Source organism: Streptomyces sp. NEAU-W12 (assembly GCF_026242095.1).
In the GTDB taxonomy this organism is placed as follows: domain Bacteria; phylum Actinomycetota; class Actinomycetes; order Streptomycetales; family Streptomycetaceae; genus Streptomyces.
In genome coordinates, this window is record NZ_JAPJDM010000030.1 from 14,898 (window position 1) to 37,805 (window position 22,908).

24 protein-coding genes and 1 tRNA gene are annotated in these 22,908 nt (G+C 70.7%); 14 read left to right on the forward strand and 11 right to left on the reverse strand.

Going from position 1 to position 22,908, the window contains the following annotated elements:
* The first annotated feature begins 535 nt into the window (after nucleotides 1-535).
* A complete protein-coding gene (locus tag ORI94_RS30020) occupies nucleotides 536-1,027 on the forward strand; it encodes a DUF5994 family protein (protein ID WP_266081545.1) in 492 nt (163 codons plus the stop codon).
* A gap of 272 nt (nucleotides 1,028-1,299) precedes the next feature.
* Here ORI94_RS30020 and ORI94_RS35645 read toward each other — a convergent pair whose 3' ends face one another.
* Complete coding sequence (locus tag ORI94_RS35645; RefSeq protein ID WP_266081547.1) at nucleotides 1,300-1,572, reverse strand: hypothetical protein; 273 nt, start codon at nucleotides 1,570-1,572, stop codon at nucleotides 1,300-1,302.
* 485 nt (nucleotides 1,573-2,057) lie between these two features.
* Between ORI94_RS35645 and ORI94_RS30030 the strand changes: the two genes are divergently transcribed.
* From ORI94_RS30030 to ORI94_RS30045, 4 genes are all read left to right on the forward strand, one after another.
* Nucleotides 2,058-2,879: a helix-turn-helix transcriptional regulator gene (locus ORI94_RS30030; protein ID WP_266081549.1), complete on the forward strand. Its 822-nt coding sequence runs from the start codon at nucleotides 2,058-2,060 to the stop codon at nucleotides 2,877-2,879.
* A 113-nt stretch (nucleotides 2,880-2,992) separates the two neighbouring features.
* The gene (locus ORI94_RS30035; protein WP_266081551.1) at nucleotides 2,993-3,934 is read left to right on the forward strand and encodes an NADP-dependent oxidoreductase; all 942 of its coding nucleotides are present in this window, start codon (nucleotides 2,993-2,995) and stop codon (nucleotides 3,932-3,934) included.
* Nucleotides 3,935-4,015: 81 nt separating this feature from the next.
* On the forward strand, nucleotides 4,016-4,267 hold the full coding sequence (locus ORI94_RS30040; protein ID WP_266081558.1) for an alpha/beta hydrolase: 252 nt from the start codon (nucleotides 4,016-4,018) through the stop codon (nucleotides 4,265-4,267).
* Between the two features lie 47 nt (nucleotides 4,268-4,314).
* Entirely contained in the window at nucleotides 4,315-5,382 is a 1,068-nt protein-coding gene (locus tag ORI94_RS30045) for an alkene reductase (protein ID WP_266073092.1), read from the forward strand.
* A gap of 289 nt (nucleotides 5,383-5,671) precedes the next feature.
* Here ORI94_RS30045 and ORI94_RS30050 read toward each other — a convergent pair.
* From ORI94_RS30050 to ORI94_RS30060, 3 genes are all read right to left on the reverse strand, one after another.
* A tRNA-Pro gene (locus tag ORI94_RS30050) sits at nucleotides 5,672-5,745 on the reverse strand.
* 33 nt (nucleotides 5,746-5,778) lie between these two features.
* The gene (locus ORI94_RS30055; protein WP_266073094.1) at nucleotides 5,779-6,582 is read right to left on the reverse strand and encodes a Pr6Pr family membrane protein; all 804 of its coding nucleotides are present in this window, start codon (nucleotides 6,580-6,582) and stop codon (nucleotides 5,779-5,781) included.
* Nucleotides 6,583-6,717: 135 nt separating this feature from the next.
* Nucleotides 6,718-7,644: a metallophosphoesterase gene (locus ORI94_RS30060; protein WP_266073096.1), complete on the reverse strand. Its 927-nt coding sequence runs from the start codon at nucleotides 7,642-7,644 to the stop codon at nucleotides 6,718-6,720.
* A 189-nt stretch (nucleotides 7,645-7,833) separates the two neighbouring features.
* On the opposite strand from ORI94_RS30060, the gene ORI94_RS30065 reads away from it, so the two are divergent.
* Entirely contained in the window at nucleotides 7,834-8,298 is a 465-nt protein-coding gene (locus tag ORI94_RS30065; protein WP_266073097.1) for a GatB/YqeY domain-containing protein, read from the forward strand.
* Nucleotides 8,299-8,409: 111 nt separating this feature from the next.
* Here the strand turns inward: ORI94_RS30065 and ORI94_RS30070 are convergent, their stop codons facing one another.
* The 3 genes from ORI94_RS30070 to ORI94_RS30080 all read right to left on the reverse strand — a co-directional run bounded on the left by ORI94_RS30070 (nucleotide 8,410) and on the right by ORI94_RS30080 (nucleotide 11,621).
* Nucleotides 8,410-8,586 carry a hypothetical protein gene (locus ORI94_RS30070; protein ID WP_266073244.1) on the reverse strand — a complete coding sequence of 59 codons (177 nt, stop codon included), beginning with the start codon at nucleotides 8,584-8,586 and terminating at the stop codon, nucleotides 8,410-8,412.
* An 18-nt stretch (nucleotides 8,587-8,604) separates the two neighbouring features.
* Entirely contained in the window at nucleotides 8,605-9,105 is a 501-nt protein-coding gene (locus ORI94_RS30075; RefSeq protein ID WP_266073246.1) for a hypothetical protein, read from the reverse strand.
* 170 nt (nucleotides 9,106-9,275) lie between these two features.
* Nucleotides 9,276-11,621, reverse strand: coding sequence for a transglycosylase domain-containing protein (locus ORI94_RS30080; protein WP_266073098.1), 2,346 nt, complete (start codon nucleotides 11,619-11,621; stop codon nucleotides 9,276-9,278).
* A gap of 783 nt (nucleotides 11,622-12,404) precedes the next feature.
* Here ORI94_RS30080 and wblA point away from each other — a divergent pair.
* Nucleotides 12,405-12,740 (forward strand): transcriptional regulator WblA, encoded by a 336-nt coding sequence (gene wblA, locus ORI94_RS30085; RefSeq protein WP_266073099.1) that lies wholly within the window; start codon nucleotides 12,405-12,407, stop codon nucleotides 12,738-12,740.
* Nucleotides 12,741-13,032: 292 nt separating this feature from the next.
* Here the strand turns inward: wblA and ORI94_RS30090 are convergent, their stop codons facing one another.
* Nucleotides 13,033-14,550, reverse strand: coding sequence for an ArsA family ATPase (locus tag ORI94_RS30090; RefSeq protein ID WP_266073100.1), 1,518 nt, complete (start codon nucleotides 14,548-14,550; stop codon nucleotides 13,033-13,035).
* A 94-nt stretch (nucleotides 14,551-14,644) separates the two neighbouring features.
* Complete coding sequence (locus ORI94_RS30095) at nucleotides 14,645-15,622, reverse strand: ArsA family ATPase (protein ID WP_266073101.1); 978 nt, start codon at nucleotides 15,620-15,622, stop codon at nucleotides 14,645-14,647.
* Between the two features lie 81 nt (nucleotides 15,623-15,703).
* On the opposite strand from ORI94_RS30095, the gene ORI94_RS30100 reads away from it, so the two are divergent.
* The 4 genes from ORI94_RS30100 (at nucleotide 15,704) to ORI94_RS30115 (ending at nucleotide 18,242) form a co-directional block, all read left to right on the forward strand.
* Nucleotides 15,704-15,865: a DUF4177 domain-containing protein gene (locus tag ORI94_RS30100; RefSeq protein WP_019355547.1), complete on the forward strand. Its 162-nt coding sequence runs from the start codon at nucleotides 15,704-15,706 to the stop codon at nucleotides 15,863-15,865.
* Nucleotides 15,862-16,332, forward strand: a complete 471-nt coding sequence (locus tag ORI94_RS30105) for a RidA family protein (RefSeq protein WP_266073106.1) — start codon at nucleotides 15,862-15,864, stop codon at nucleotides 16,330-16,332. Before ORI94_RS30100 ends, ORI94_RS30105 begins: the two co-directional genes overlap by 4 nt.
* Before the next feature lie 153 nt (nucleotides 16,333-16,485).
* Nucleotides 16,486-17,415, forward strand: a complete 930-nt coding sequence (locus ORI94_RS30110; RefSeq protein WP_266073108.1) for an NUDIX hydrolase — start codon at nucleotides 16,486-16,488, stop codon at nucleotides 17,413-17,415.
* Nucleotides 17,412-18,242 carry an MBL fold metallo-hydrolase gene (locus tag ORI94_RS30115; protein ID WP_266073110.1) on the forward strand — a complete coding sequence of 277 codons (831 nt, stop codon included), beginning with the start codon at nucleotides 17,412-17,414 and terminating at the stop codon, nucleotides 18,240-18,242. Before ORI94_RS30110 ends, ORI94_RS30115 begins: the two co-directional genes overlap by 4 nt.
* 84 nt (nucleotides 18,243-18,326) lie before the next feature.
* Here ORI94_RS30115 and ORI94_RS30120 read toward each other — a convergent pair whose 3' ends face one another.
* Nucleotides 18,327-19,001 (reverse strand): Crp/Fnr family transcriptional regulator, encoded by a 675-nt coding sequence (locus ORI94_RS30120; RefSeq protein WP_042163713.1) that lies wholly within the window; start codon nucleotides 18,999-19,001, stop codon nucleotides 18,327-18,329.
* 397 nt (nucleotides 19,002-19,398) lie between these two features.
* Between ORI94_RS30120 and nth the strand changes: the two genes are divergently transcribed.
* The 3 genes from nth to ORI94_RS30135 all read left to right on the forward strand — a co-directional run bounded on the left by nth (nucleotide 19,399) and on the right by ORI94_RS30135 (nucleotide 22,481).
* Entirely contained in the window at nucleotides 19,399-20,340 is a 942-nt protein-coding gene (nth, locus tag ORI94_RS30125; protein WP_416237782.1) for an endonuclease III, read from the forward strand.
* A gap of 128 nt (nucleotides 20,341-20,468) precedes the next feature.
* Nucleotides 20,469-21,164, forward strand: a complete 696-nt coding sequence (locus tag ORI94_RS30130) for an NUDIX hydrolase (protein ID WP_266073115.1) — start codon at nucleotides 20,469-20,471, stop codon at nucleotides 21,162-21,164.
* A 117-nt stretch (nucleotides 21,165-21,281) separates the two neighbouring features.
* The gene (locus ORI94_RS30135; RefSeq protein ID WP_266073117.1) at nucleotides 21,282-22,481 is read left to right on the forward strand and encodes a MarP family serine protease; all 1,200 of its coding nucleotides are present in this window, start codon (nucleotides 21,282-21,284) and stop codon (nucleotides 22,479-22,481) included.
* A gap of 102 nt (nucleotides 22,482-22,583) precedes the next feature.
* Here ORI94_RS30135 and ORI94_RS30140 read toward each other — a convergent pair whose 3' ends face one another.
* Nucleotides 22,584-22,772: a hypothetical protein gene (locus ORI94_RS30140; protein WP_266073118.1), complete on the reverse strand. Its 189-nt coding sequence runs from the start codon at nucleotides 22,770-22,772 to the stop codon at nucleotides 22,584-22,586.
* Between the last annotated feature and the right edge of the window lie 136 nt (nucleotides 22,773-22,908).

Below are 22,908 nucleotides of genomic sequence, written 5' to 3' on the forward strand. Positions count from 1 at the left end.
GGAAGGCGGAACGCCCCGCCGTGTGGTCCGCAGTGGCACGGCCCTGCACCGTGCTGCCAGTCAACGTCCGGCAACGGCCCGTGTCAACGAGGTGGCCACGCGATCCGTCCCGCCCCGACTCGGAGCGCGCGGAAGGACGGTGGCGGAAACGAGGGCTCTTCGCCCGCAGGTGCCCGAACCGGCCCCTTTCGGCGCGAGGCGGCGCGAGCCGGCGCGAGGCGCGCGGTCGGGGCCCTGGAGGGAACAGGAGGGAACAGCCCGTAGCAGTGGACGAGAGGTGGCCGCGGACCTCGCGCGAACCCGTCTGCGGACCTCTGCGCAGGGACAGCCGGCCGGTGGCGCCGTCCGCCGCGTCCGCCGGGAACGACACCGGCATCGGAGCCGGCGTGCGAAGTGCTCCCGGTGAGTCCGCACCACCCCGGCACGCCCCGCGGCCCCCGGCGCGACCGGCGGGCTTTCCGGCCGCTGTGGGCCGCGGAGTACGGTGAAACGAGGAAGCCGCACAGTTTTCCTCACAGGCAGGCAGGCGAGTGCGATGCCCGAATCCGGCTCCCCACGGGTGACCAGGCTGCTGCCGGACACCGTCCACCAGGTCGTGCAGCCCGGGACGGCTGTCGTACGGCTGGAGACGACGCATGACCGCCGGGGCGTTCTCGACGGGGCGTGGTGGCCGCGTTCCCGGGACATCGCCGCGGAGCTCCCCGCCCTGATCACCGCGCTGACCGAACACCTCGGCCCGGTCACACGCGTCGGCCTGGACGCCGGAGCCTGGGAAGGACTGCCGACGAGGCTGGTCATCGACGACCGCGTCGTGCACATCGACTCCTTCCCGGTCGGCGACGACACCGTCCTGGTCACCCGGGGCGATCAGGACCACTTCTCGCTGCTCGTGGTCCCGCCCCATGCGAGGCCGGACGCGGCACGTGCCGCGATGGCCGAAGCCGTCCGCGCCGACAACGTCACCCAGGCCGAACAGATCCTCATCGACACCGGCACCGGCACCGGCCGGACAGCGCCGGAGACGTGAGGGCGGGGCAGCCGCGGCGGTCTCGCCACGATGAGTGCCCGCCCCCTCGATGCTTCACCCGTCCGGACCAGCCGGGCAGGAAGCACCACCGTGTGAACCGGCCGGGACCGGTGGTGGCGGACACCCCGCCCGGTCGCCGCGCGACCTTGCTCGGCCGGTCGTCCCGGACTGCGCACGTCCGATCCCGCCGACCGGTGCACGCGCTCGGAACAACACGTCCCGGTGCCTGGCGGCGGATCCCCGGCGTCCTGCTGAGACCGGAGCGGATCGGGTCACACCTTCTTGACGACGACCGTGTCCGGCACCAGTCTCTCCAGGTCGTCGACGTCCGAGGCGAAGGCGGTGACCTGTCCCTCCTGCTGTCGCGCGATGACGGCGAGCACGGCGTCGATCGCGTACTTGTGGCCGTGCAACTCGGCGCCGGCCAGGAGCCGGCGTGCCTGGCGGGCCTCGTCCTTCCCGATGTCGACGACCTGGAGCCGGGACAGGACCCAGTCCCAGCGCTGCTCGGTCGTTCTGCCGTCGTACGCCTCGACCAGTGTCATCGGGGACGTCACCACCTCGGTTTCCCCGCGTGCCGCGAGGTCGAGCCAGGCGATCTCTTCCGGTCGCCGCGCACCGCAAGGGACAGGGCTTCACGGTCCAGCACGAAGACGCGGAGGGGCCGCTGTCCGTGCTCACCAGCTCGCTTCTTCACGCAGCCTCTCCGGCGTCGTGCCTTCCGGTGGTTCGGCGCCGCTCGTGTTCGGCCACCCGAAGAGCCGGTGGATCCTGGCCCGTCGCCCCGGTCGCCGCGATCACATGAGTCACATGGTCCGGGCCGTCGCCGGCCTGCCCTCACATCAGCAGACCGCGGACCTGGACCCGGCACGTCAGAGGTGAAACCAAGCCACGCCGAAACCTCGCCGTATCACCGCATACCGTGCGCAAGCTCGTTCAGCCAGGGACAACCTGTCCGCGGTTGGAACCACCCTTCATCCGGTTCCCGGTTCGCGTCAGGATTGCCCTGTCGAACAGAGGAGGTTGGGCGATGGACCGGGCGTTGCTGGCGGATTTTCTCCGAGCGCGTCGTGAGGCGTTGCAGCCGGAGGATGTCGGGATTCCCCGCGGGCAGCGGCGCCGTACCGGCGGGCTGCGGCGCGAGGAGGTGGCGGCGCTGGCCGGGATGTCGGCCGACTACTACAGCCGGATCGAGCAGCAGCGAGGTCCGGCGCCGTCGGAGCGGATGCTCGTCGCGCTCGCCCGGGCGCTGCGTTTCAACCAGAGCGAGCGTGACCACCTCTTCATCCTGGGCGGGATCCCGGCGCCGCGGCGGATCCTGCGGGACGATTACATCGGTCCCACGATGATGCGGATCGTCGCCGGCCTCTCGGACGTGCCCGCCATCGTGCTGTCACGGCTCGGCGAGGCGTTGTTGCAGACTCGCCCGGCGATCGCACTGCTCGGTGACTACACCCAGTACTCGGGCATGTCCCGTTACCTGGTCTACCGTTGGTTCACCGGTGATCCGGGAGTCCGTGGCCTGTACCCCGTCGAGGACCATTCGATACGAGGCAGGGTCTTTGCCGCGGAGATCAGGGACGCGTACACGGCGGACCCCACAGGGAGGGCCGGCGAGATCGTCGCGGCGCTGCTGCAGGTCAGTTCCGAGTTCGCGAACATCTGGCGGTTGCACGAGGTGGGCGTGACCCATCATCACGACCTCAAGCGCTACCTGCACCCCGAGTTGGGGGAGCTCGAGCTGTACGCCGAGATGCTGCTGGATCCGGAGCAGTGCCAGACGCTGCTGGTGTTCACCGCCGTGCCCGGCTCCCCGAGCCACGGCAAGCTTCAGCTCCTGACCGCCCTCTAGCGGCTGTCGTCCCTCACACACCTGAAGGCACTGCCTCGAAGCCGAGGCGTGCCCGGGTCTCACCATGCTTCAGATCCGAAGCATCCTCTCTGTCATGAAAGGTCGCACCTGTCATGAAAGCGGTACGTTTCCATGAGTACGGCACCCCGGACGTCTTGCGTTACGAGGACGTGGAACAGCCGGTACCCGCGGCCGGGGAGGTCCGGATCCGGGTGGCCGCGACGTCGTTCAACCCGGTCGACGGCAACATCCGCGCGGGCTTCATGCAGGGCCCCATCCCGGTGGCCCTGCCGCACACCCCCGGCATCGACGTCGCGGGCACGGTCGACGCGCTGGGCGAGGGCGCGGACAGGGTCCGGGCGGGTGACCGGGTTGTCGGCTTCCTGCCGATGACCGGCGCCGGCGCGGCGGCGGAGTACGTACTCGCCCCGGCCGGCCTGCTGACGGCGGCGCCTGCGAGCATCCCGCTGGCCGATGCGGGCGGGCTGCCGCTGGTCGGGCTCACCGCCTGGCAGGCCCTCTTCGACCACGCCGAGCTCACTGCCGGCCAGCGGATACTGATCAACGGTGCGGGCGGTGCGGTCGGCGGCTACGCCGTCCAGCTGGCCAAGCACGCCGGCGCACACGTGATCGCCACGGCCGGGCCGCGCAGCAGCGAACGCGTCAGGACGGCGGGTGCCGATGAGGTGTTCGGCCACGGGGTCCCCGAGCTGTCCGCGCTGGTCGACGTCGTGCTCAACCTCGCGCCGGTCGATCCGATGCAACTGGCCGCGCTGACCTCCGTGGTCCGCGACGGCGGCATCGTGGTGAACACGACGGTGTGGATGCCCGCGCCTTCCGACGAGGAGCGCGGCGTGCGCGGCGTCAACCTCTTCGTCGACAGCGACGCTGCGCAACTGGCGAGGCTGGTGACGCTGGTCGACTCCGGAGCGTTGCACGTCGACATCGCCCGACGGGTGCCGCTGGCCGAGCTGCCGGCGCTGCACGCGGAGGCCGCGGAAGGTGCGCTCTCCGGCAAGGTCCTCGTCCTTCCCTCCGCCGCCTCTCTCACCTAGGCGACCTTCTCCGGCACGGCGATCGCGTCGCGTCTCCCTACAAGCGGTCGAGCCATCGCGGGGGGCTGCGGTCTGCCAGACCTGGCAGACCGCAGCCCCCCGCGATGGCTCGAGGACGCGACCGGGCTGCCTCCGGCCTACATCGAGGTCGGCCAGCTCGATGCCTTCCGCGACGAGGACCTCGCCTACGCGACCAAGCTCAGCCGGGCCGGCGTCCCTGTGGAGTTCCACCTGCACCCCGGTGTCCCGCACGAATTCGACTCCCTCGCCTTCACCACCGACGTTGCTCGCCGCGCCATCGCCGACCGCGTCCGCGTCCTCGTCTCCCTCTGACCCTTACCGCTCATCTGACAGCTCTGAAGAGCAGAAAGCGACAACCCGTGACTCTTTGGACCCCCTTCACCGTCGGGGCCATGGAACTGCCGCACCGGCTGGCCATGGCACCCATGACCCGCGACCGCTCCCTGGCGGACGGCGCACCCAGCGAGCTCAACGTCGAGTACTACCGGCAGCGGGCCTCGATGGCCCTGATCATCACCGAAGGCACCCAGCCCTCCGACGACGGCCAGGGCTACCTGCTGACCCCGGGCATCTACACCGATGCCCACATCGCCGGCTGGCGCAAGGTCACCGACGCCGTGCACGCCGAGGGCGGCCGCATCGTGGTCCAGCTCATGCACACCGGCCGTATCTCCCACCCGGACAACACCCCGCACCACCGCACGCCCGTCGCCCCTTCGGCCGTACAACCCAAGGGCGTCATGTTCACCACCGTCGGCCCCCAGGAGATGCCCGTCCCGCGGGCCCTCACCGCCGACGAGATCACCGGTGTCGTCGACGGGTTCCGCCACGCGGCGGCGGCGGCCGTCGCTGCCGGGTTCGACGGCGTCGAGATCCACGGCGCCAACGGCTACCTCCTCCACCAGTTCCTCTCAGCCAATGCCAACAACCGCACCGACCAGTACGGCGGCTCCGTCACCAACCGCATCCGCTTTACCGCCGAGGTGACATCTGCGGTCGCCTCCGAGATCGGCGCCGACCGGACCGGCCTGCGTATCTCCCCCGGCAACCCCTACAACGACATCACCGAGCACGACACCCACGACGTCTACCCGGCGCTGCTCGACGCCGTCGGCCCGCTCGGCCTCGCCTACCTGCACGTCATCCAAGGGCCTGACGCAGAACTCCTCCAGCGGATGCGCCGGCAGTGGCCCACCGCACTGATCGTCAACCGCGCCGGCACCCCGCTCGACACCCGCTTCGCCGATCTCGACTCCGGTCTGGCCGATGTCGTCACGGTCGGCGCCACAGCACTGGCCAACCCCGACCTGCCCCACCGCATCCGCACGGGTGCGCCCCTCAACGAGCCCGACCCGGCCACCTTCTACGGCGGCGACCACCGCGGCTACACCGACTACCCGGCCCTCACCACCACCGCTGCGAGCTGAACCATGACCACTCTCCTCATCAGGCCCGACGACAAGACCGTCACGGCGTCCCACTGGAGGAGATCTCCCGTCTCGTCGGCCACTCCGGTACGGCTGTGACTGAGGAGGTCTACCGGAAGCAGATCCGGCCCGTGATCCGGACCGGCGCCGTGGTCATGGACGGGATCTTCGGCGCTGATCCGCAGCGGCCGTAGGCACACGGGAAACGGTAGTCACGCAGATAGACACGCACAAAGCAGATCAGCCAGGCTACTCACATGAGTAGCCTGGCTGATCTGGTGTTTCTCTGTCGGGGTGGCGGGATTTGAACCCACGACCTCTTCGTCCCGAACGAAGCGCGCTACCAAGCTGCGCCACACCCCGATTGTCGCTGCTCTCGCGGCGACGACGTTCACTTTAGCCCACCGGTGGCTGGAGACGAAATCCGGTTCTTGCGCCGAGGCGGACGGGGTCCGGGCGGGTGCGGTCCGCGGTGATGAGGACGAGCGCCAGGGCGTAGAGGGCGAGGAGCAGGAGGAGGGAGACGCCCAGGACGTGCTGGTGGCCGTGTCGGCCGGTGTCCTGGAAGGGGTGGAGGAAGCGGGCTGCGCCGTCGGGGAGGAGGGCGCCGAGGGCCGGGGCGAAGGTCAGGTACGTCGTCGGGTACAGGAGCCATGCGGCGGCGTGGGCGAGGCGTGTGCGGGCCGGCGGGGAGAGGAGCAGCCAGTCCAGGACCGCCGCGACGGGAAGCGCCGTGTGCAGGGCGGGCGGCGCGAGGGCGGCCAGCGTGGCGGCTGTTCCGGTCAGGGCTGCCGTCGTCGTCGGCTCCGTCATCGTGAACGCCGGTGTCGCGTCCGCCGGGAGTACGTGGTGGACCAGGGCTGTCGCGACCACGTACAGCAGCGTCGCTCCGGTCACGGCGCCCGGCAGGGGGCGGCGGGCCGCCCAGGCCCTGCCGGCCGAGGCGAGCATGACCACGGCCAGCAGGAGCGTGCTCTGGATCGCGAAGTGGCTCAGGACGCGCGCAGGGCTGCCGAGCAGGAGCTCCACGGTCACCGCCGCGATCGCTGCCAGCGCCAGGAGCAGGCGGTACGCCGCTGTCAGGGGGCGGCGTACGGGTGGTGCCACGGCTCCCGCGGGGGCGGACGACGGCATGAGGTTCGTTCGTCTGCCCGGGATGACGGGGAGGTCAGGGATGTCCCTGGGTATCGGGGCGGTCATGAACCCCAGAGTGGGTGAACGACCTGGTCGGGGCGATGCGGGTGGGCCGGAAGGGGTACGCCGCCGAGTGGCTTGCCGCGTTCGTCCCCGGGCAGGACCGTCCCCGGGCCGTCCCCGGACAGGCCCGTCCCCGGGCTACTCCCGCCCCACCAGCGTCATCAGCGTCGCCTCCGGAGGGCAGGCGACGCGGATCGGGGTGTAGCGGTTGGTGCCGCAGCCCGCGGAGACGTGGAGGTACGACGTCCGGCCCTCGGACGTGTGCGAGGACAGGCCCTTCACACGGTCGGTGTCCAGGTCGCAGTTGGTGACCAGGGCGCCGTAGAAGGGGATGCACAGTTGGCCGCCGTGGGTGTGGCCGGCCAGGACCAGGGGGTAGCCGTCGGCCGTGAAGGAGTCCAGGACGCGCAGGTAGGGGGCGTGGACGACGCCCATCGAGAAGTCCGCCGTGCCCGACGGGCCGCCCGACACCTCCGTGTAGCGGTCCCGCTTGATGTGCGGGTCGTCCAGGCCGGTCAGCTCGATCGTGACGCCCTCGATCTTCAGGGTGTCCCTGGTGTTCGTCAGGTTCCGCCAGCCCGCGTCGTCGAAGCCGTCCCGCAGGTCCTCCCACGGGTTGTGGACCACGTCGGCGGCCGGGGCGTTGCCGTTCAGGCCGTGCCGGCCCTGGGCCTTCTCGATCAGATAGCGGGCCGGGTTGCGCAGCTTCGGGCCGTAGTAGTCGTTGGAGCCGAAGACGTACGCACCCGGGAACTCCATCAGCGGGCCCAGCGCGTCCAGTACCTCCGGGACGCCCTCCGGGTCGGACAGGTTGTCGCCCGTGTTGATCACGAAGTCCGGGCGCAGACCCGCCAGCGAGCGCAGCCAGCGCTGCTTCTTGCGCTGGCCGCTCACCATGTGGATGTCGGAGACCTGCAGCACGCGCAGCGGGCGCATTCCGGCGGGCAGGACCGGGATCGTCACCCGTCGCAGCCGGAAGGAGCGGGCCTCGAAGCCCGCCGCGTACACCAGTCCGGCGGCGCCGGCCGCCGTGATTCCCAGGGGGATTCCGTATCGCGCGCGCATGTGTCCATCGTGTCAGATCCGGGAGCGTGGAGGTCCGGCGGTACCAGTTCGCACCGGTCGGCCCCGGAGCCGGTACCGGTCGGCACGGGGGGAGGACCGTCCACCCGAACGGGCCCCACGGGAAAGGGGTTTGGGAGCACGCCGTAAATGTGCGGGCGCCCCTCCCTCCGTTCCTGCGAGAATCAGGGCATGACCACGCTCAAGTCGAAGCTGCACGACGACCTCAACGTTGCGATCAGAGAGCGCGACGAGCTCAGCTCCTCGACGCTCCGGCTGACGCTCACCGCGATCACCAAGGAGGAGGTCGCGGGGACGGAGAAGCGCGAGCTCTCCGACGACGAGGTCCTCAAGGTGATCACCCGCGAGGCGAAGAAGCGCCGTGAGGCGGCGGACGCCTTCGCCCAGGGCGGGCGTCCCGAGCAGGCCGAGCGGGAGAAGGCGGAGGGCGAGTTCCTCGCGCGCTACCTGCCCCAGCAGCTGTCCGACGAGGAGTTGAACGCGATCGTCGCCCAGGCCGTCGAGGAGGCGAAGGCGGCCGGTGCAGAGGGTCCGCGGGCCATGGGCGCGGTCATGAAGATCGTCAACCCGAAGGTGGCCGGGCGGGCCGAGGGCGGCCGCGTGGCCGCCGCGGTCAAGAAGCTCCTCGCCGGCTGAATACGTCCGACGGCCGGGATCGCTCTCGGTCGTCGGACGACGGCGAGCCGTCCCTCAGGGCGTTCAGCGGTGGCCGGTGGCCGGCGGCGCGGCGGTGTCGGGGCGGTTGCGTCATGTCGCCGAGGACGCCGGCCCGGGCCCGGCTTTCGTTCCAGGCGCGGATCTTGGCCGCATGGCCGCGGTGAGGAGCAACGCCCAGGTGCCGGTGGTGCCGACGGCGACGGTGTGGTCCTTCAGGCCGGTCCGGGTGCCTGGGCCGAAGACGCCGTTGGCGGTGCCGTCGGCCATGCCGAGTTCGTACCGGACTCAGTACCAGGGCGTGCAGCTCTGGTCGCCCGACGGGTCCTCGACGCAGGCTCGCATCATGTGCGTCGAGGGGTTGTGGTACATCGGTGTGCGCGTCCAGTAGTAGTTCGTCCCGCCTGGGATCTTGGCGGTCCAGCCCGAGGCGCCGCCCTTCTTCAGGCCGAGCCGCCAGTAGCAGGAAGACCGATCCTTGGTGCAGCGCTGGACGTACACGTTCCAGTCCTGCTGGCCCGAGCCGCTGATGTAGTGCAGCCGGGCCCAGCTGTACTGGTCGCCGTCCGTCTTTCCCCACCGCAGCTCGTACAGGAGGGAGTTGCCGAGGGCGTAGGGACCGTACGGGGAGACCGGTCCGGACTCCCAGCTCTGGATGTTCGGGTCGTGTCCGTCGCACCCGAAGTCGTAACAGGCCAGTGCGGTGGCCGACGCTGAATTCGGGACGGCGAGTGTGAGGGCGGCCGCCAGCGCGCCGAGTGTCACACCGAGGCGGGATCGGGTTTTCATGGCCCTCCATGTGAAGGGAAAAAGAAAAAGGGGCAACCTCGTGGTCGCGCCGTGAGTGAATACTTCACGGCCTTCGCTCCGAGGGTGCCCCTTTTCGAACAGCTGGCGCTATTGCGCCGGACCGGCCGAAAGGTTGTGGGGAAAAAGGCGGATCCTGTCCGGCGGGCCGGTCAGCGTCGTCCGCCGGGCCCGTTGCCGGGGCCCTGGAGGAAGCCCTCCGGGAGGGAGATGGTCGGGAGCGGTTCGGCTCCGCCGTTGGTGGCGGTCCCGCCGTTGCCACCGCCGTTGCCGCCACCGCCGCCGTTGCCGCCACCGCCGCCGTCTCCGCCGCCGAAGAGGCCTCCGATGATTCCGCCGGCGTTGTTGTTGCGGCCGTCACCGCCGCCGCCGTTGCCGCCGCCGCCGTTGTTCCCGCGGTCCCGGTCCTCGTCCTCGTCCTCGTCCTTGGGATCCGGGATGCTGACGAAGTTGAAGCTGGGTGCTTCCTTGCCCGACAGGGCGCCGGTCATCGCGTCCCGCCAGATGGGGCCCGGCACCGAGCCGCCGTAGACCTTGGGATGCCAGGTACCGCCGATGCTGATGTCGACCATCTTGACCTGCTGGGTGTCGCTGCCGACCCAGACCGCGCCCGACAGGTTCGGCGTGTAACCGACGAACCAGGCGTTCTTGCGCTCGTCCGTCGTACCCGTCTTACCTGCGTTGGCGCGGTCCGTCAGACCGGCCTCCTGGCCCGTACCGGAGTCGACCACACCCTGCAGCAGGGTGTTCACCGTGTCCGCGGTCTTCTCACTCATCGCCCGCGAGCACGTCGACTTCGGTACGGCCAGTGACTTCTGCTGGTCGCCGATCTTCTGGGTGATCGACTCGATGGCGACCGGCGTGCAGTACATGCCCCGTGAGGCGAAGGCGGCGTATGCGGACGCCATCGTCAGCGGCGAGACGCCCTTGGAGCCGAGGGAGATGGCGGGCACCTCCGGAAGCTTCTCGCTGTTGCCCTGCACGACGTGCAGGGCGTCCGTCATCTTCACCAGCGGGCACAGGCCGATGTCGGCGACCATCTGCACGAAGTAGGTGTTGACCGACAGGGCCATCGCCTCCTTCAGCCGGTACGGGCCGACCTCCGACTCGTCCTCGTTGGGGACGGTTTCGCTGCTCTCGTTCATCCAGGGTTTGCCGCTGCACGTCTGCACGGGGTCGGGGTAGGGCATCTCGTACGGCGACGAGTACTCCTGGGTGGGAGGCCTCCCCTCCTCGATCGCGGCCGCCGCGACGAAGGGCTTGAACGTCGAACCGGTCGGGAAGCCGTAGTTGGAGCCGCCCATGCTGTGGTCGACCGAATAGTTGATCTCGGTCTCGTTCTTGTCGTAGCCGTACGGTTTCGACTGGCCCATGCCGAGTACCTTGCCGGTGCCGGGCTCGACCAGGGTGATTGCCGCGGCGACCGAGTCGCTCTTGTTGACGTGGCTCTCGAGCGAGTCCTGCACCGACTTCTGCGCCTGCGGGTCGAGCGTCGTACGGATGGTCAGGCCGCCCTGGTTCCAGACCTTGGCCCGGTCCTCCTTCTCCTTCCCGAAGACCGGGTCGTTCAGGAACACCTCGCGCACGTAGTCGCAGAAGAAGGCCGCGTCGTCGACCGCCGTGATGCAGCCGTTCTTCGGCTTGCTGACCTTCAGTCCGAGCGGTGTCCTCGACGCCTCGGCGGCCTCCTCCCGGGAGATGTCGCCGACCTGGGCCATCCGTGCGAGGACCACGTTGCGCCGCTCGGTCGCCTCCGTCTCGTCGTTGACCGGGTCGTACCGGCTCGGCGACTGGACGAGGCCGGCGATGAGGGCCGACTCCTGGAGGTTGAGGTCCTTGGCGGGCTTGGAGAAGTAGCGCTGGGCGGCGGCCTCCACGCCGTAGGCCTGCTGGCCGAAGTACGTGATGTTCAGGTAGTTCTCGAGGATCTTCTTCTTGCCCAGCTCCTCCTCGACCTGGATCGCGAACTTCAGCTCGCGGATCTTGCGGCCGATGGTCTGCTGGGTGGCCTGCGCGACCTTCGTCGGGTCGTCGCCCGCCTCCTCCACGAAGACGTTCTTCACGTACTGCTGTGTCAGGGTGGACGCGCCCTCGGAGACGCCGCCGGTCTGCGCGTTGCGGTTGAGCGCGCGCAGCACGCCCTTGAGGTCGACCGCGCCGTGCTCGTAGAAACGCGAGTCCTCGATCGCGACGATCGCCTTCTGCAGGTGCGGCGAGATGTCCTTGAGGTCGACCACCGTGCGGTCGCGCGAGTAGACGGTCGCGATCTTGCCGCCCGCCGCGTCGAGGATGGTGGTGCGCTGGCTCAGCGGGGGCGTCTTGAGGTTGGCGGGGAGCTCGTCGAAGCTCTCCACCGACCCCTTGGCGGCGAGGCCCAGCGCACCCACGGCGGGGATCGCGATACCGGCCAGCACGGCTCCCGACAGGACACTGACACCGAGGAACTTGGCGGCCTGCTGCGTTGGCGACAGACCACCGCCCGAGCGCTTCTTTGGCATGGGAGCAGCCTAATCCGTAGTGAGCGGCGTTCCGCAGGAGCAGGGGCCTCTCGGAGCGTTCGAGTACCAGACCGTGACATCCAGGTGCAGCCGGGCCGTCGAGGCCTCAACGGAGACCGGTGCGCGATCTGGTGCGAATGGTGGTGGCGGTCGCGTGGGCGTCGGACGGATGCCTCACGACCGCCGAACCTCGATGCCCAGCTGCAGACCGTGCGTCGCCCGGCGCTCGCGTGACCGCCACCACCCTCGTCGGCCCCGGACGGATTCCTGAAGCCTGCCTGGCCCATGAGGCCTCGGCTGGGACCTGGTGCCGTCCGGCGTCGTCAATCCCAGGACTCATCCCGAAGACTTGACGGCACAGCAACGTGAGGTGGCTACGTTCTCGTTCGCCGGACAGGCGTACAGGCCTTGGCCTAAGCTGCTCACAACTGTCACAGCACTGAGGTCACGTATCAATACGTCCGGCGACCCCGAATCGTTCCGGATCCCTCCGGCTTTTTTCGTCGGGGCGTGTTGGGTGCGTGTCCGGATCCGCCTTCCGTGTCACATGGTGTCCGTTGTGGCGCAAGTGAAACGACCCGAAACGTCGGGATTGTCGCGCATGTCGTCAGCTCACTCCCCCGGGTGATCTGCCGCTTACCCATAGTCCGTTCGGGCCATTCAAGATTGGGCCCGCTGGGGGTGTTGCGCCGTGCCCACCTTCCGTAACGTCCTCAACTGGCGGCGGTGAATATGCCGCTGCCGCCGTGGGGGAGCCTCGATTCGGGAGAGGACGGCGCCGGTATGGGCTGGGTTACCGACTGGAGTGCGCAGGCTGCCTGTCGCACTACTGATCCGGATGAACTGTTCGTTCAAGGAGCAGCGCAGAACAGGGCCAAGGCGGTGTGCACCGGATGTCCGGTACGCACGGAGTGCCTGGCCGACGCGCTCGACAACCGCGTCGAGTTCGGCGTATGGGGAGGGATGACGGAACGTGAACGCCGCGCACTGCTGCGCCGGCGGCCCACGGTGACGTCCTGGCGCCGGCTGCTGGAGACCGCGCGCACGGAGTACGAGCAGGGGACGGGCATCGTCCCCCTCGACGACGAGGTGTACGCGAACCTTGCCGCGGTGGGCTGAGGGCTCTCGGGGGACCTTGGCCTCTGCGCGGGAGCACAGCGGGCAGGATTCCGGACGAGCAGACTCCGCGCGGGGCAGGAGTCCGTGCGGGCGGCGCTCGGCGGGCGGACAGTGTTCGGCGGGCGGTCAGTGCTCGGCTGCGCGTCACGGCGGGGCCGTCGGTGCGGACCCGTGGACCCGTGGACCCGTCCGTCAGGGGGATGGGGGCGCGTCTCGGGGCAGGGGGCCCAGTGGTGTTCCGGCTGATCCGGTGACGGGGCGCGGCGCCGCCGTCAGGGCGTGCCGACGTGTGTCAGGCGCTCGCCCCGGGCAGCTCCGGCCGGTTGGCCGCGAGCCGGTCGCCGATGTCCCGCAGCCCCGCGAGGTCGTGCACGTCGCCGGGCAGCGCGGCCACTTCCGTCACCGCCACCTCGGGATGGAGCGCGGTGAAGCGGTCCCGTGTGCGCTGCTCGCGTGAGAGCAGCCGCATCCGCTCGGCGTGCAGCCTCAACAGGCCCGCGGTGAGCTGGCCGACGGACCGTTCCGCGTCCGCCTCGTCCGCCCCGCCGGCGCCGGTGTCGTCCACGGTGGCGGGGGAGCCTCCGTCGGGGACGTCGTCCTGTGCCGGGGTGCCGGGAGAGACGGGTGTGGGTGTCTTGGGCGTGTCAAGGGCCCCGGGTGCCTCCGGAGTGGGAGTGTCCGCAGCGGGATCGGCCGAACTCTCGTATGGGTCGGGTGAGTTACGAAGTCCAGCTTTCCCGTCCTCCTGATCCACAATGCGGGAGTCCTCAAGATTTTCTGCGGCGGCGAGTGCCCGCTCGGCCGACAGCCGGTCGGCGTCGCTGCCGTGCACCCGGTTGAGGACCAGGCCGGCCAGCGGCATGTCCTCGGCGGCCAGCCGTTCCACGAAGTACGCGGCCTCGCGCAGCGCGTCCCGCTCCGGGGCCGCGACCACCAGGAACGCGGTCCCGGGTGCCTGGAGCAGCTTGAACGTGGCGTCCGCGCGGGTACGGAACCCGCCGAACATGGAGTCCATCGCCGCCACGAACGTCTGCACGTCGCCCAGCAGCTGGCCCCCGAGCACCTTCCCCAGGACGCCGGTCATCATGGACATCCCGACGTTCAGGAACTTCATCCCCGCCCGGCCGCCGACCTTCGCCGGGGTCAGCAGTACGCGGATGAGCTTGCCGTCGAGGAAGGAACCGAGCCGCTTCGGCGCGTCCAGGAAGTCCAGCGCGGACCGGGACGGCGGGGTGTCGACGACGATGAGGTCCCACTCGTCCCGGGCCCGCAGCTGCCCCAGCTTCTCCATCGCCATGTACTCCTGCGTGCCCGCGAAGCCCGCCGAGAGCGACTGGTAGAAGGGGTTCCGCAGAATCGCCGAGGCCCGCTCGGGGTCCGCGTGCGCCTCGACGATCTCGTCGAACGTGCGCTTCATGTCGAGCATCATCGCGTGCAGTTCGCCGCCCGCGGAGTCGTCGATGCCCTTCACCCGGCGGGGGACGTTGTCGAGCGAGTCGATGCCCATGGACTGGGCCAGTCTGCGGGCCGGGTCGATGGTGAGGACGACCACCTTGCGTCCCCGCTCGGCCGCGCGCAGACCCAGCGCCGCCGCGGTGGTCGTCTTGCCCACCCCGCCCGAACCGCAGCACACCACGATCCGGGTGCCGCGGTCCTCGATCAGCGGGTCGATGTCGAGCGAGGCCACAGAGGAGAGGTGGTGGCGGGCCGAGTCGCCCGAGTGGGCGGGACCACCCGGGTGGACCGTGTCGGCGGAGCCCCCCGAGAGGGACGGGCCGGGCGACTGCGCCGGTTCCGGACGACGACTCATGACACTCCCTGCTTCCGATGCTTCCGGTTCGGTTGCCGGTCGGTGACGGGCACGCCCGTACGGGGCGCGGCTTCGGCGGGCGGGTTCTTGCCGGTCATGACACACCCTGGGCGCGGAGTTCCTCGGCCAGCTCGTACAGGCCGGCCAGGTCCATGCCCTCCGCGAGCAGCGGCAGCTCGTGCCGGGGCAGCTCCACCTCGGCCAGCGCGGCGCGCTGCTCGGCCTCCAGCGCGTACCGCTCGGCGTACTCCTGCGCCTGCGCGAGCAGGGGGTCCACCAGCCGCTCGGCGTGGCCGCCGCGCCGTGCGCCACCGAGACCGGCGGAGGACAACGACCGCGCCACGGAGGAACGCGTGACCGTCCCCACGAGTTCCAGATCGGACGCGTCCAGCAGTTCCGGGCGCACCATGTTGACGACGACCCGCCCCACCGGCAGCCGGGCCGCCCGTAGCTCGGCGATGCCGTCCACGGTCTCCTGGACCGGCATCTCCTCCAGCAGCGTGACCAGGTGCACCGCCGTCTCCGGCGACTTCAGCACCCGCATCACGGCCTGTGCCTGATGGTGTATCGGGCCGATCCTGGCGAGGCCCGCGACCTCGTCGTTGACGTTGAGGAAGCGGGTGATGCGCCCGGTCGGCGGGGCGTCCATCACGACGTAGTCGTAGACGAACCGCCCTCTCCTGTCCTTGCGCCGTACCGCCTCGCACGCCTTGCCGGTCAGCAGGACGTCCCGTACGCCCGGCGCGATGGTGGTCGCGAAGTCGATCGCGCCGAGCTTCTTCAGGGCACGCCCGGCGCCGCCCAGCTTGTAGAACATCTGGAGGTAGTCCAGAAGCGCCCGCTCCGCGTCGATGGCGAGGGCGTGCACCTCCCCGCCCCCGGGAGCGACGGCGATCTTCCGTTCTTCGTACGGCAGCGCCTCCGTCTCGAAAACCTGTGCGATTCCCTGGCGGCCCTCGACCTCGACGAGAAGCGTCCGCTTCCCCTCCGTGGCCAGAGCCAGCGCGAGGGCCGCGGCCACCGTGGTCTTGCCGGTTCCGCCCTTGCCACTGACGACCTGAAGCCTGCTCACGCCTTTGAGCCTAATTCCTCCCCGCGCGTCCCGGTGGATCCGGGTGGGATCTCCCCGGAATGCAGCCGCTAGAGTCGCCACATGACGAAATGGGAGTACTCCACGGTTCCGCTGCTGGTCCACGCCACGAAGCAGATTCTGGACACCTGGGGCGAGGACGGCTGGGAGCTCGTACAGGTCGTTCCCGGCCCGAACAACCCCGAGCAGCTGGTGGCCTACCTGAAGCGGGAGAAGCAGGCGTGAGTGCGGTCGAGGCGAAGCTGGCCGAGCTCGGGCTGAGGCTGCCCGAGGTCGCCGCGCCGCTGGCCGCGTACCGTCCGGCCGTGCTGTCCGGCCGGTACGTCCACACCGCCGGCCAGCTGCCCATGGTGGACGGCGCGCTCTCGCTGACCGGCAAGGTCGGCGCCGAGGTCACGGCGGAGGAGGCGAAGGAACTGGCGCGCACCTGTGCGCTGAACGCCCTCGCCGCCGTGAAGTCCGTCGCCGGCGACCTGGACCGCGTCGCGCGCGTGGTGAAGGTCACCGGGTTCGTGGCCTCGGCCGCGGACTTCACGGGCCAGCCGGGCGTCCTCAACGGCGCGAGCGAGCTGCTGGTCGACGTCCTCGGCGACAAGGGCGTCCACGCCCGCAGCGCGGTGGGCGTCGCGGTACTGCCGCTGGACGCGCCCGTGGAGGTCGAGATCCAGGTGGAACTGACCGAGACGGACTGACGGAGAAGGACCGCGGACCGACGGGGGCGGCTACGGGGCGGCTTACGGGGGCGGGCGGGTGCTTCTCCCCGCTCCTCGCTGCTCCCGCTCCTCGCTGCTCCCCGCTCCTCGCTCCCCCTCGAACATCGGCCCGTCGCGGGATAGCCTCCGGCCATGGCGAATGCGCAGGCTGATGGGCGGGCCGGGGGCCAGTCGGGTGGCCGGGCGGGTGGTCGGACCGGCGGACAGTGGTATCCGCCGGAATGGCCGGAGCGTATCCGCGCGCTCGCGACCGGGACCCTCGTCCCGGTCGCACCGAAGCGCGCGGCCACCGTCATGCTCCTGAAGGACACCGGCAACGGCTACGCCGTCCACATGCTGCGCCGACGCGCCTCCATGGCCTTCGCCGGGGGCGCCTACGCCTATCCCGGCGGTGGGGTCGACCCGCGCGACGACGATCTTCACGTCCGCTGGGCGGGCCCCCCGCGCGCGTGGTGGGCGGACAGGCTCGGCGTCGGCGAAACGGCGGCCCAGGCGATCGTCTGCGCCGCGGTGCGCGAGACGTACGAGGAAGCCGGCGTGCTGCTCGCGGGCCCTGCGCCCGACTCCGTGGTCGGCGACACCACGGGCCCGGACTGGGAGGCGGACCGCGCGGCCCTCGTCGCGCGGGAGACGTCCTTCGCGGAGTTCCTCGACCGCCGGGGGCTGGTCCTGCGCTCGGACCTGCTCGGCGGGTGGACCCGGTGGATCACCCCGGAGTTCGAGCCCCGCCGCTACGACACCTGGTTCTTCGTCGCCGCCCTCCCCGAGGGACAGCGCACCCGGAACGCCTCCACGGAGGCCGACCGTACGGTGTGGATCGCCCCGGCCGAGGCGGCCGCCGCGTACGACCGGGGCGAGCTGCTGATGATGCCGCCGACCATCGCGACCCTGCGCCAGCTGACGGCGTACACGGCGGCGGCACAGGCGCTCGAGGCGGCAACCGCGCGTGACCTCACGCCGGTGCTGGCCACCGCGCGGCTGGACGAGGGCGAGGTCGTACTGTCCTGGCCGGGGCACGACGAGTTCACCCGGCACATCCCGAACGGTGGAGCCCTCGCATGACGGACGCGGCAGCCCTTCCCGGCCAACCGCGCGGAGGAGTCCTCTCCGGACCCGCCACCGCGCGGGCGGTCAACGTCCTGGCGCCGAACGCCTCGGCGATGACCCTGGACGGCACCAACACGTGGATCCTGTCGGAACCCGGCTCCGCGCGGGCGGTCGTGATCGACCCGGGTCCGCTGGACGAGGGACATCTGCGCAACGTCGTCGACACCGCCGAGCGGGCCGGCACCCGCGTCGCCCTCACCCTGCTGACGCACGGTCACCCGGACCACTCCGAGGGCGCCGCCCGTTTCGCCGAGCTGACCGGCACGAACGTACGGGCACTGGACCCGGAGCTGCGCCTGGGGGACGAGGGACTGTCCGGCGGGGACGTGGTCACCGTGGACGGCCTGGAACTGCGGATCGTCCCCGCCCCCGGCCACACCGCCGACTCGCTGGCCTTCCACCTGCCGGCCGACGGTGCGGTCCTCACCGGCGACACGGTCCTGGGGCGCGGTACGACCGTCGTGGCCCACCCCGACGGCCGCCTCGGCGACTATCTGGACACGCTGCGCCGTCTGCGCTCGCTCACGGTCGACGACGGCGTCCACACGGTCCTGCCGGGCCACGGCCCCGTACTGGAGGACGCCCAGGGCGCCGTCGAGTACTACCTGGCGCACCGCGCGCACCGCCTGGCCCAGGTGGAGACGGCCGTGGAGAACGGCCACCGCAGCCCGTCCGAGGTCGTCGCCCACGTCTACGCCGACGTGGACCGTTCCCTGTGGCCGGCCGCGGAGCTGTCGGTCCGCGCGCAGCTGGAGTACCTGCGGGAGCACGGGCTCATCTAGGGCCGGGCAGGCCCCGGGGCCCCCGGGGCCCCGGCCCTCCGGGGCTCCGGAGGGCCGGGCCGGGGTGAGGTCAGGACAGCGGGGTCAGCGGGACCGCTTCGCGAGGCGTTCGACGTCCAGGAGGATCACCGCGCGGGCCTCCAGGCGGAGCCAGCCGCGCTGGGCGAAGTCCGCCAGGGCCTTGTTGACCGTCTCGCGGGACGCGCCGACCAGCTGGGCCAGCTCCTCCTGCGTGAGGTCGTGGACGACGTGGATGCCCTCCTCGGACTGCACGCCGAAGCGGCGGGAGAGGTCCAGCAGGGCACGGGCGACCCGACCCGGAACATCGGAGAAGACGAGGTCCGACATGGCGTCGTTGGTCTTGCGCAGCCTGCGCGCGACGGCCCGCAGCAGCGCGGTGGCGACCTCGGGGCGGGCGTTCAGCCAGGGCTGGAGGTCGCCGTGGCCGAGGGCGAGCAGCTTGACCTCGGTCAGTGCCGTGGCGGTCGCGGTGCGCGGACCCGGGTCGAAGAGCGACAGCTCACCGATGAGCTCGCTGGGTCCGACGACGGCCAGCATGTTCTCGCGGCCGTCGGGGGAGGTGCGGTGGAGCTTGACCTTGCCCTCGGTGACCACGTAGAGCCGGTCTCCCGGGTCGCCCTCGTGGAACAGGGAGTCGCCCCGTGCGAGGGTCACCTCGCTCAGCGAGGCGCGAAGCTCCGCGGCCTGCTCGTCGTCGAGCGCCGCGAAGAGCGGGTTCCGCCGCAGAACGTCGTCCACGTGTTCTCTCCTTGTCGACCTGCTCAGGGGATCCTGATCCCCACGTACCAGGGGACCGAAGTGCCCATTTTGCCGGACAGTCCAAACAGTGTGATCTGTCACAAGGATGCCGCACAGGCCTGCCGGGGTAAGCGGCAGGGGTCCAATTGGGGGCCGGTCTCCAGGGGCCGGGACGGATGTCAGTGCCGAGCCGTAGGCTGGCCGGGTGTCCACATCGCCGGTGGGAGAGCCAGTGGGAGAGCACGCCCAAGGGACTGTTCGGGCGGCGGCGCACCGGGATTCCGCCGTGGGCGAACAGGGCTCGGATGGCGGCAGGGAAACGGCGAAACCGACAAAGAAGGCGCCGGTGAAGAAGAAATCGACCGCGAGTACGACCGGGAGCACGACCTCGGATCCGATGTCGGCCCCGACCCTGGACGGCAACTCGAACCCCGCCTCGGACGCGGCCTCGAGTGCGGCCTCGAGTGCGAGTGCGAGTGCGAGCCGCGCGGTCGGGGCGGATTCGGCGAAGCCGGTGAGCCCGTCGAAGCCCGCGGACGCCGGCAGGGCGGCCAAGCCGCCCAAGACGGAGTCGCGCATCGCCCTCGTCCGCCGCGCCCGGCGGATCAACCGGGAGCTCGCCGAGGTCTTCCCGTACGCCCACCCCGAGCTGGATTTCGAGAACCCCTTCCAACTCGTGGTCGCCACGGTCCTGTCGGCCCAGACCACCGACCTGCGCGTCAACCAGACGACCCCCGCCCTCTTCGCGAAATACCCCACCCCCGAGGACCTGGCCGCCGCCAACCCGGAGGAGGTGGAGGAGATCCTGCGCCCCACCGGTTTCTTCCGGGCCAAGACCAAGTCGGTGATAGGCCTTTCGAAGGCGCTGACGGAGGATTTCGGCGGCGAGGTGCCGGGCCGGCTCGAGGATCTCGTCAAGTTGCCCGGTGTGGGCCGCAAGACGGCCTTCGTCGTGCTCGGCAATGCCTTCGGCCGGCCCGGCATCACCGTGGACACGCACTTCCAGCGTCTGGTGCGGCGCTGGAAGTGGACCGAGGAGACCGACCCCGACAAGATCGAGGCGGCCGTCGGCGCACTCTTCCCGAAGAGCGGATGGACCGACCTCTCGCACCACGTGATCTGGCACGGCCGCCGCATCTGTCACGCCCGTAGACCCGCGTGCGGCGCCTGCCCCGTCGCCCCGCTCTGCCCGGCGTACGGCGAGGGCGAGACCGACCCCGACAAGGCGCGGAAGCTGCTGAAGTACGAGAAGGGCGGCTTCCCGGGCCAGCGCCTGAACCCCCCGCAGGCCTACCTGGACGCGGGCGGCCGGCCGGCCCCGCCGCTGGGTGCCGGGTGAGTCGCCTGGGCCGCCTGAACCGCATGACGGGGGCATACACGGCGGGCCTCGGTGGAACGATCCAGGGACCGGCGGGCGTTGAACGAACGGGGCAGGGGAGCGGTGGGGCGAGGGCGGCAGAGGTGGCGATGACACGGGTGACCGACCCCCGGGGCGGCCGGGTGACGCTCAATACGGAGGGCCTGCCCTCCTGGCTGGACCCCGTGGTCCGGGTCGCGGAGACGGTCGCACCGAACGAGTTGAGCCGCTTCCTGCCCCCGGCGGACGGCGCGGGCCGCCAGGCCGCCGTCCTCGTCCTGTTCGGCGACGGTGAGCGCGGCCCGGAGCTGCTGCTCATGGAGCGGTCGGCCGCGCTGCGCTCGCATGCCGGACAGCCTGCCTTCCCCGGCGGCACGCTCGACCCCGAGGACGGCGACCCGCTGGCCGACGGGCCGCTGCGGGCCGCGCTGCGCGAGGCCGAGGAGGAGACGGGGCTCGATCCCGACGGCGTCCAGCTCTTCGGAGCGCTGCCGAAGCTCTACATCCCCGTCAGCAGCTTCGTCGTCACGCCGGTCCTGGGCTGGTGGCGGACCCCCAGCCCGGTCGGTGTCGTCGATCCGAACGAGACCGCGCGCGTCTTCACCGTTCCCGTGGCGGATCTCACCAATCCGGACAACCGGACGACCACCGTCCACCCCAGTGGCCACCGGGGTCCGGCATTCCTGGTCGAATCGGCCGTCGTGTGGGGTTTCACGGCCGGGATCATCGACCGGCTGCTCCACTACACGGGGTGGGAGCGCCCCTGGGACCGGGAGAAGCAGGTCCCGCTGGACTGGCGGTCATGACAGGGTGGGCGCGGTGCCGTGCGGTACGGGGGCTCGTGACGACGGCGGTTCATGCCGTGTGCCCCCGGACTCCGGCCCGGTAAGGACGACCGGAACGACGAGGCGAGGCAAAACGCGGTGAACGTGCTGGACATCCTGTTGCTGGTCACCGCCGTGTGGTTCGCGGTCGTCGGCTACCGCCAGGGGTTCGTCGTCGGCATCCTGTCGGTGATCGGGTTCCTGGGCGGCGGTCTCGTCGCCGTCTACATCCTCCCCGTCATCTGGGACCTCATGACGGACAACGCGGAGGTCGGCACGGCCGCCGCTGTGGTCGCGGTCGTCGTCGTCATAGTCTGCGCCTCCGTCGGCCAGGCCCTGACCACGCACCTCGGCAACAAGCTGCGCCGTCACATCACATGGTCCCCGGCCCGCGCGCTCGACGCCACCGGAGGCGCCCTGGTCAACGTCGTCGCGATGCTCCTGGTCGCCTGGCTGATCGGTTCCGCCCTCGCGGGCACGACCCTTCCGACCCTCGGCAAGGAGGTCCGCCAGTCCAAGGTGCTGACCGGCGTCTCCCGGGCACTGCCCGACCGGGCCGACACCTGGTTCGCCGACTTCTCCTCCGTCCTCGCGCAGAACGGTTTCCCCCAGGTCTTCAGCCCGTTCGCGAACGAGCCGATCACCAACGTCCAGCCCCCCGACCCCGCCCTGGCCGGCAGCCCCGTGGCCGGGCGGGCGCAGCGGTCCATCGTCAAGGTCACGGGCACCGCCCCGCAGTGCGGCAAGGTCCTCGAAGGCACCGGCTTCGTGTTCTCCGAGCGCCGCGTCATGACCAACGCGCATGTCGTGGGCGGCGTCGACGAGCCGACCGTGCAGATAGGCGGCGAGGGCAGGAAGTACGACGCGACGGTCGTCCTCTACGACTGGAAACGCGACATCGCGGTCCTCGACGTCCCGGACCTGGAGGCGCCCGCGCTGCGGTTCACCACCGAGGACGCGAGCAGCGGCGACAGCGCGATCGTCGCAGGCTTCCCGGAGAACGGCGCGTACGACGTCCGGTCCGCGCGGCTGCGCGGGCGCATCACGGCCAACGGCCCGGACATCTACCACCGGGGCACCGTCCGCCGTGACGTCTACTCCCTGTACGCGACGGTCCGGCAGGGCAACTCCGGCGGCCCGCTGCTGACCCCCGAGGGCCAGGTCTACGGCGTGGTGTTCGCCAAGTCCCTCGATGACGCCGAGACGGGGTACGCGCTCACCGTGGACGAGATCCAGGAGGACATCGTCAAGGGCCGTTCCGCGACCCAGCAGGTGGACAGCGACAGCTGCGCACTCTGAGCCGCGGGAGAGCTGCCGCGGAGGGGCGTACGGCGGGGAACGCCGCGGACGGGCGTACGGCCGGGAAAACGGCCCGCGGCACGTTCGGCCGTACGCCCGTCGTCAGCCGCGAGGGTGATGGTGACGGAGCCGTACCGAGACCCAGCGGGCCCGGCGGCGGAGGATATGCGGAATCCCGACCCGGAGATCCGTACCTGCCATCTGCGGTGCACCGCCTTGCTGGTGGGATCCCCTGCCGGCCGCCGAGCGGCGGTCGCGGCCTGCGTCACTGTGGTCGTGCGTCCAGCCCATACTCCGACCCCTGCCCCCACCACATGGTCTATAACCGCCTGGAGGGGGGCCAATTGGCCTATGCGCCAGGCAAATGGCCTTTCGTAGGACAGGTGTTCAGTTCCGGTGGTCGGATCTGTGTACCGGAAGGGGGCGG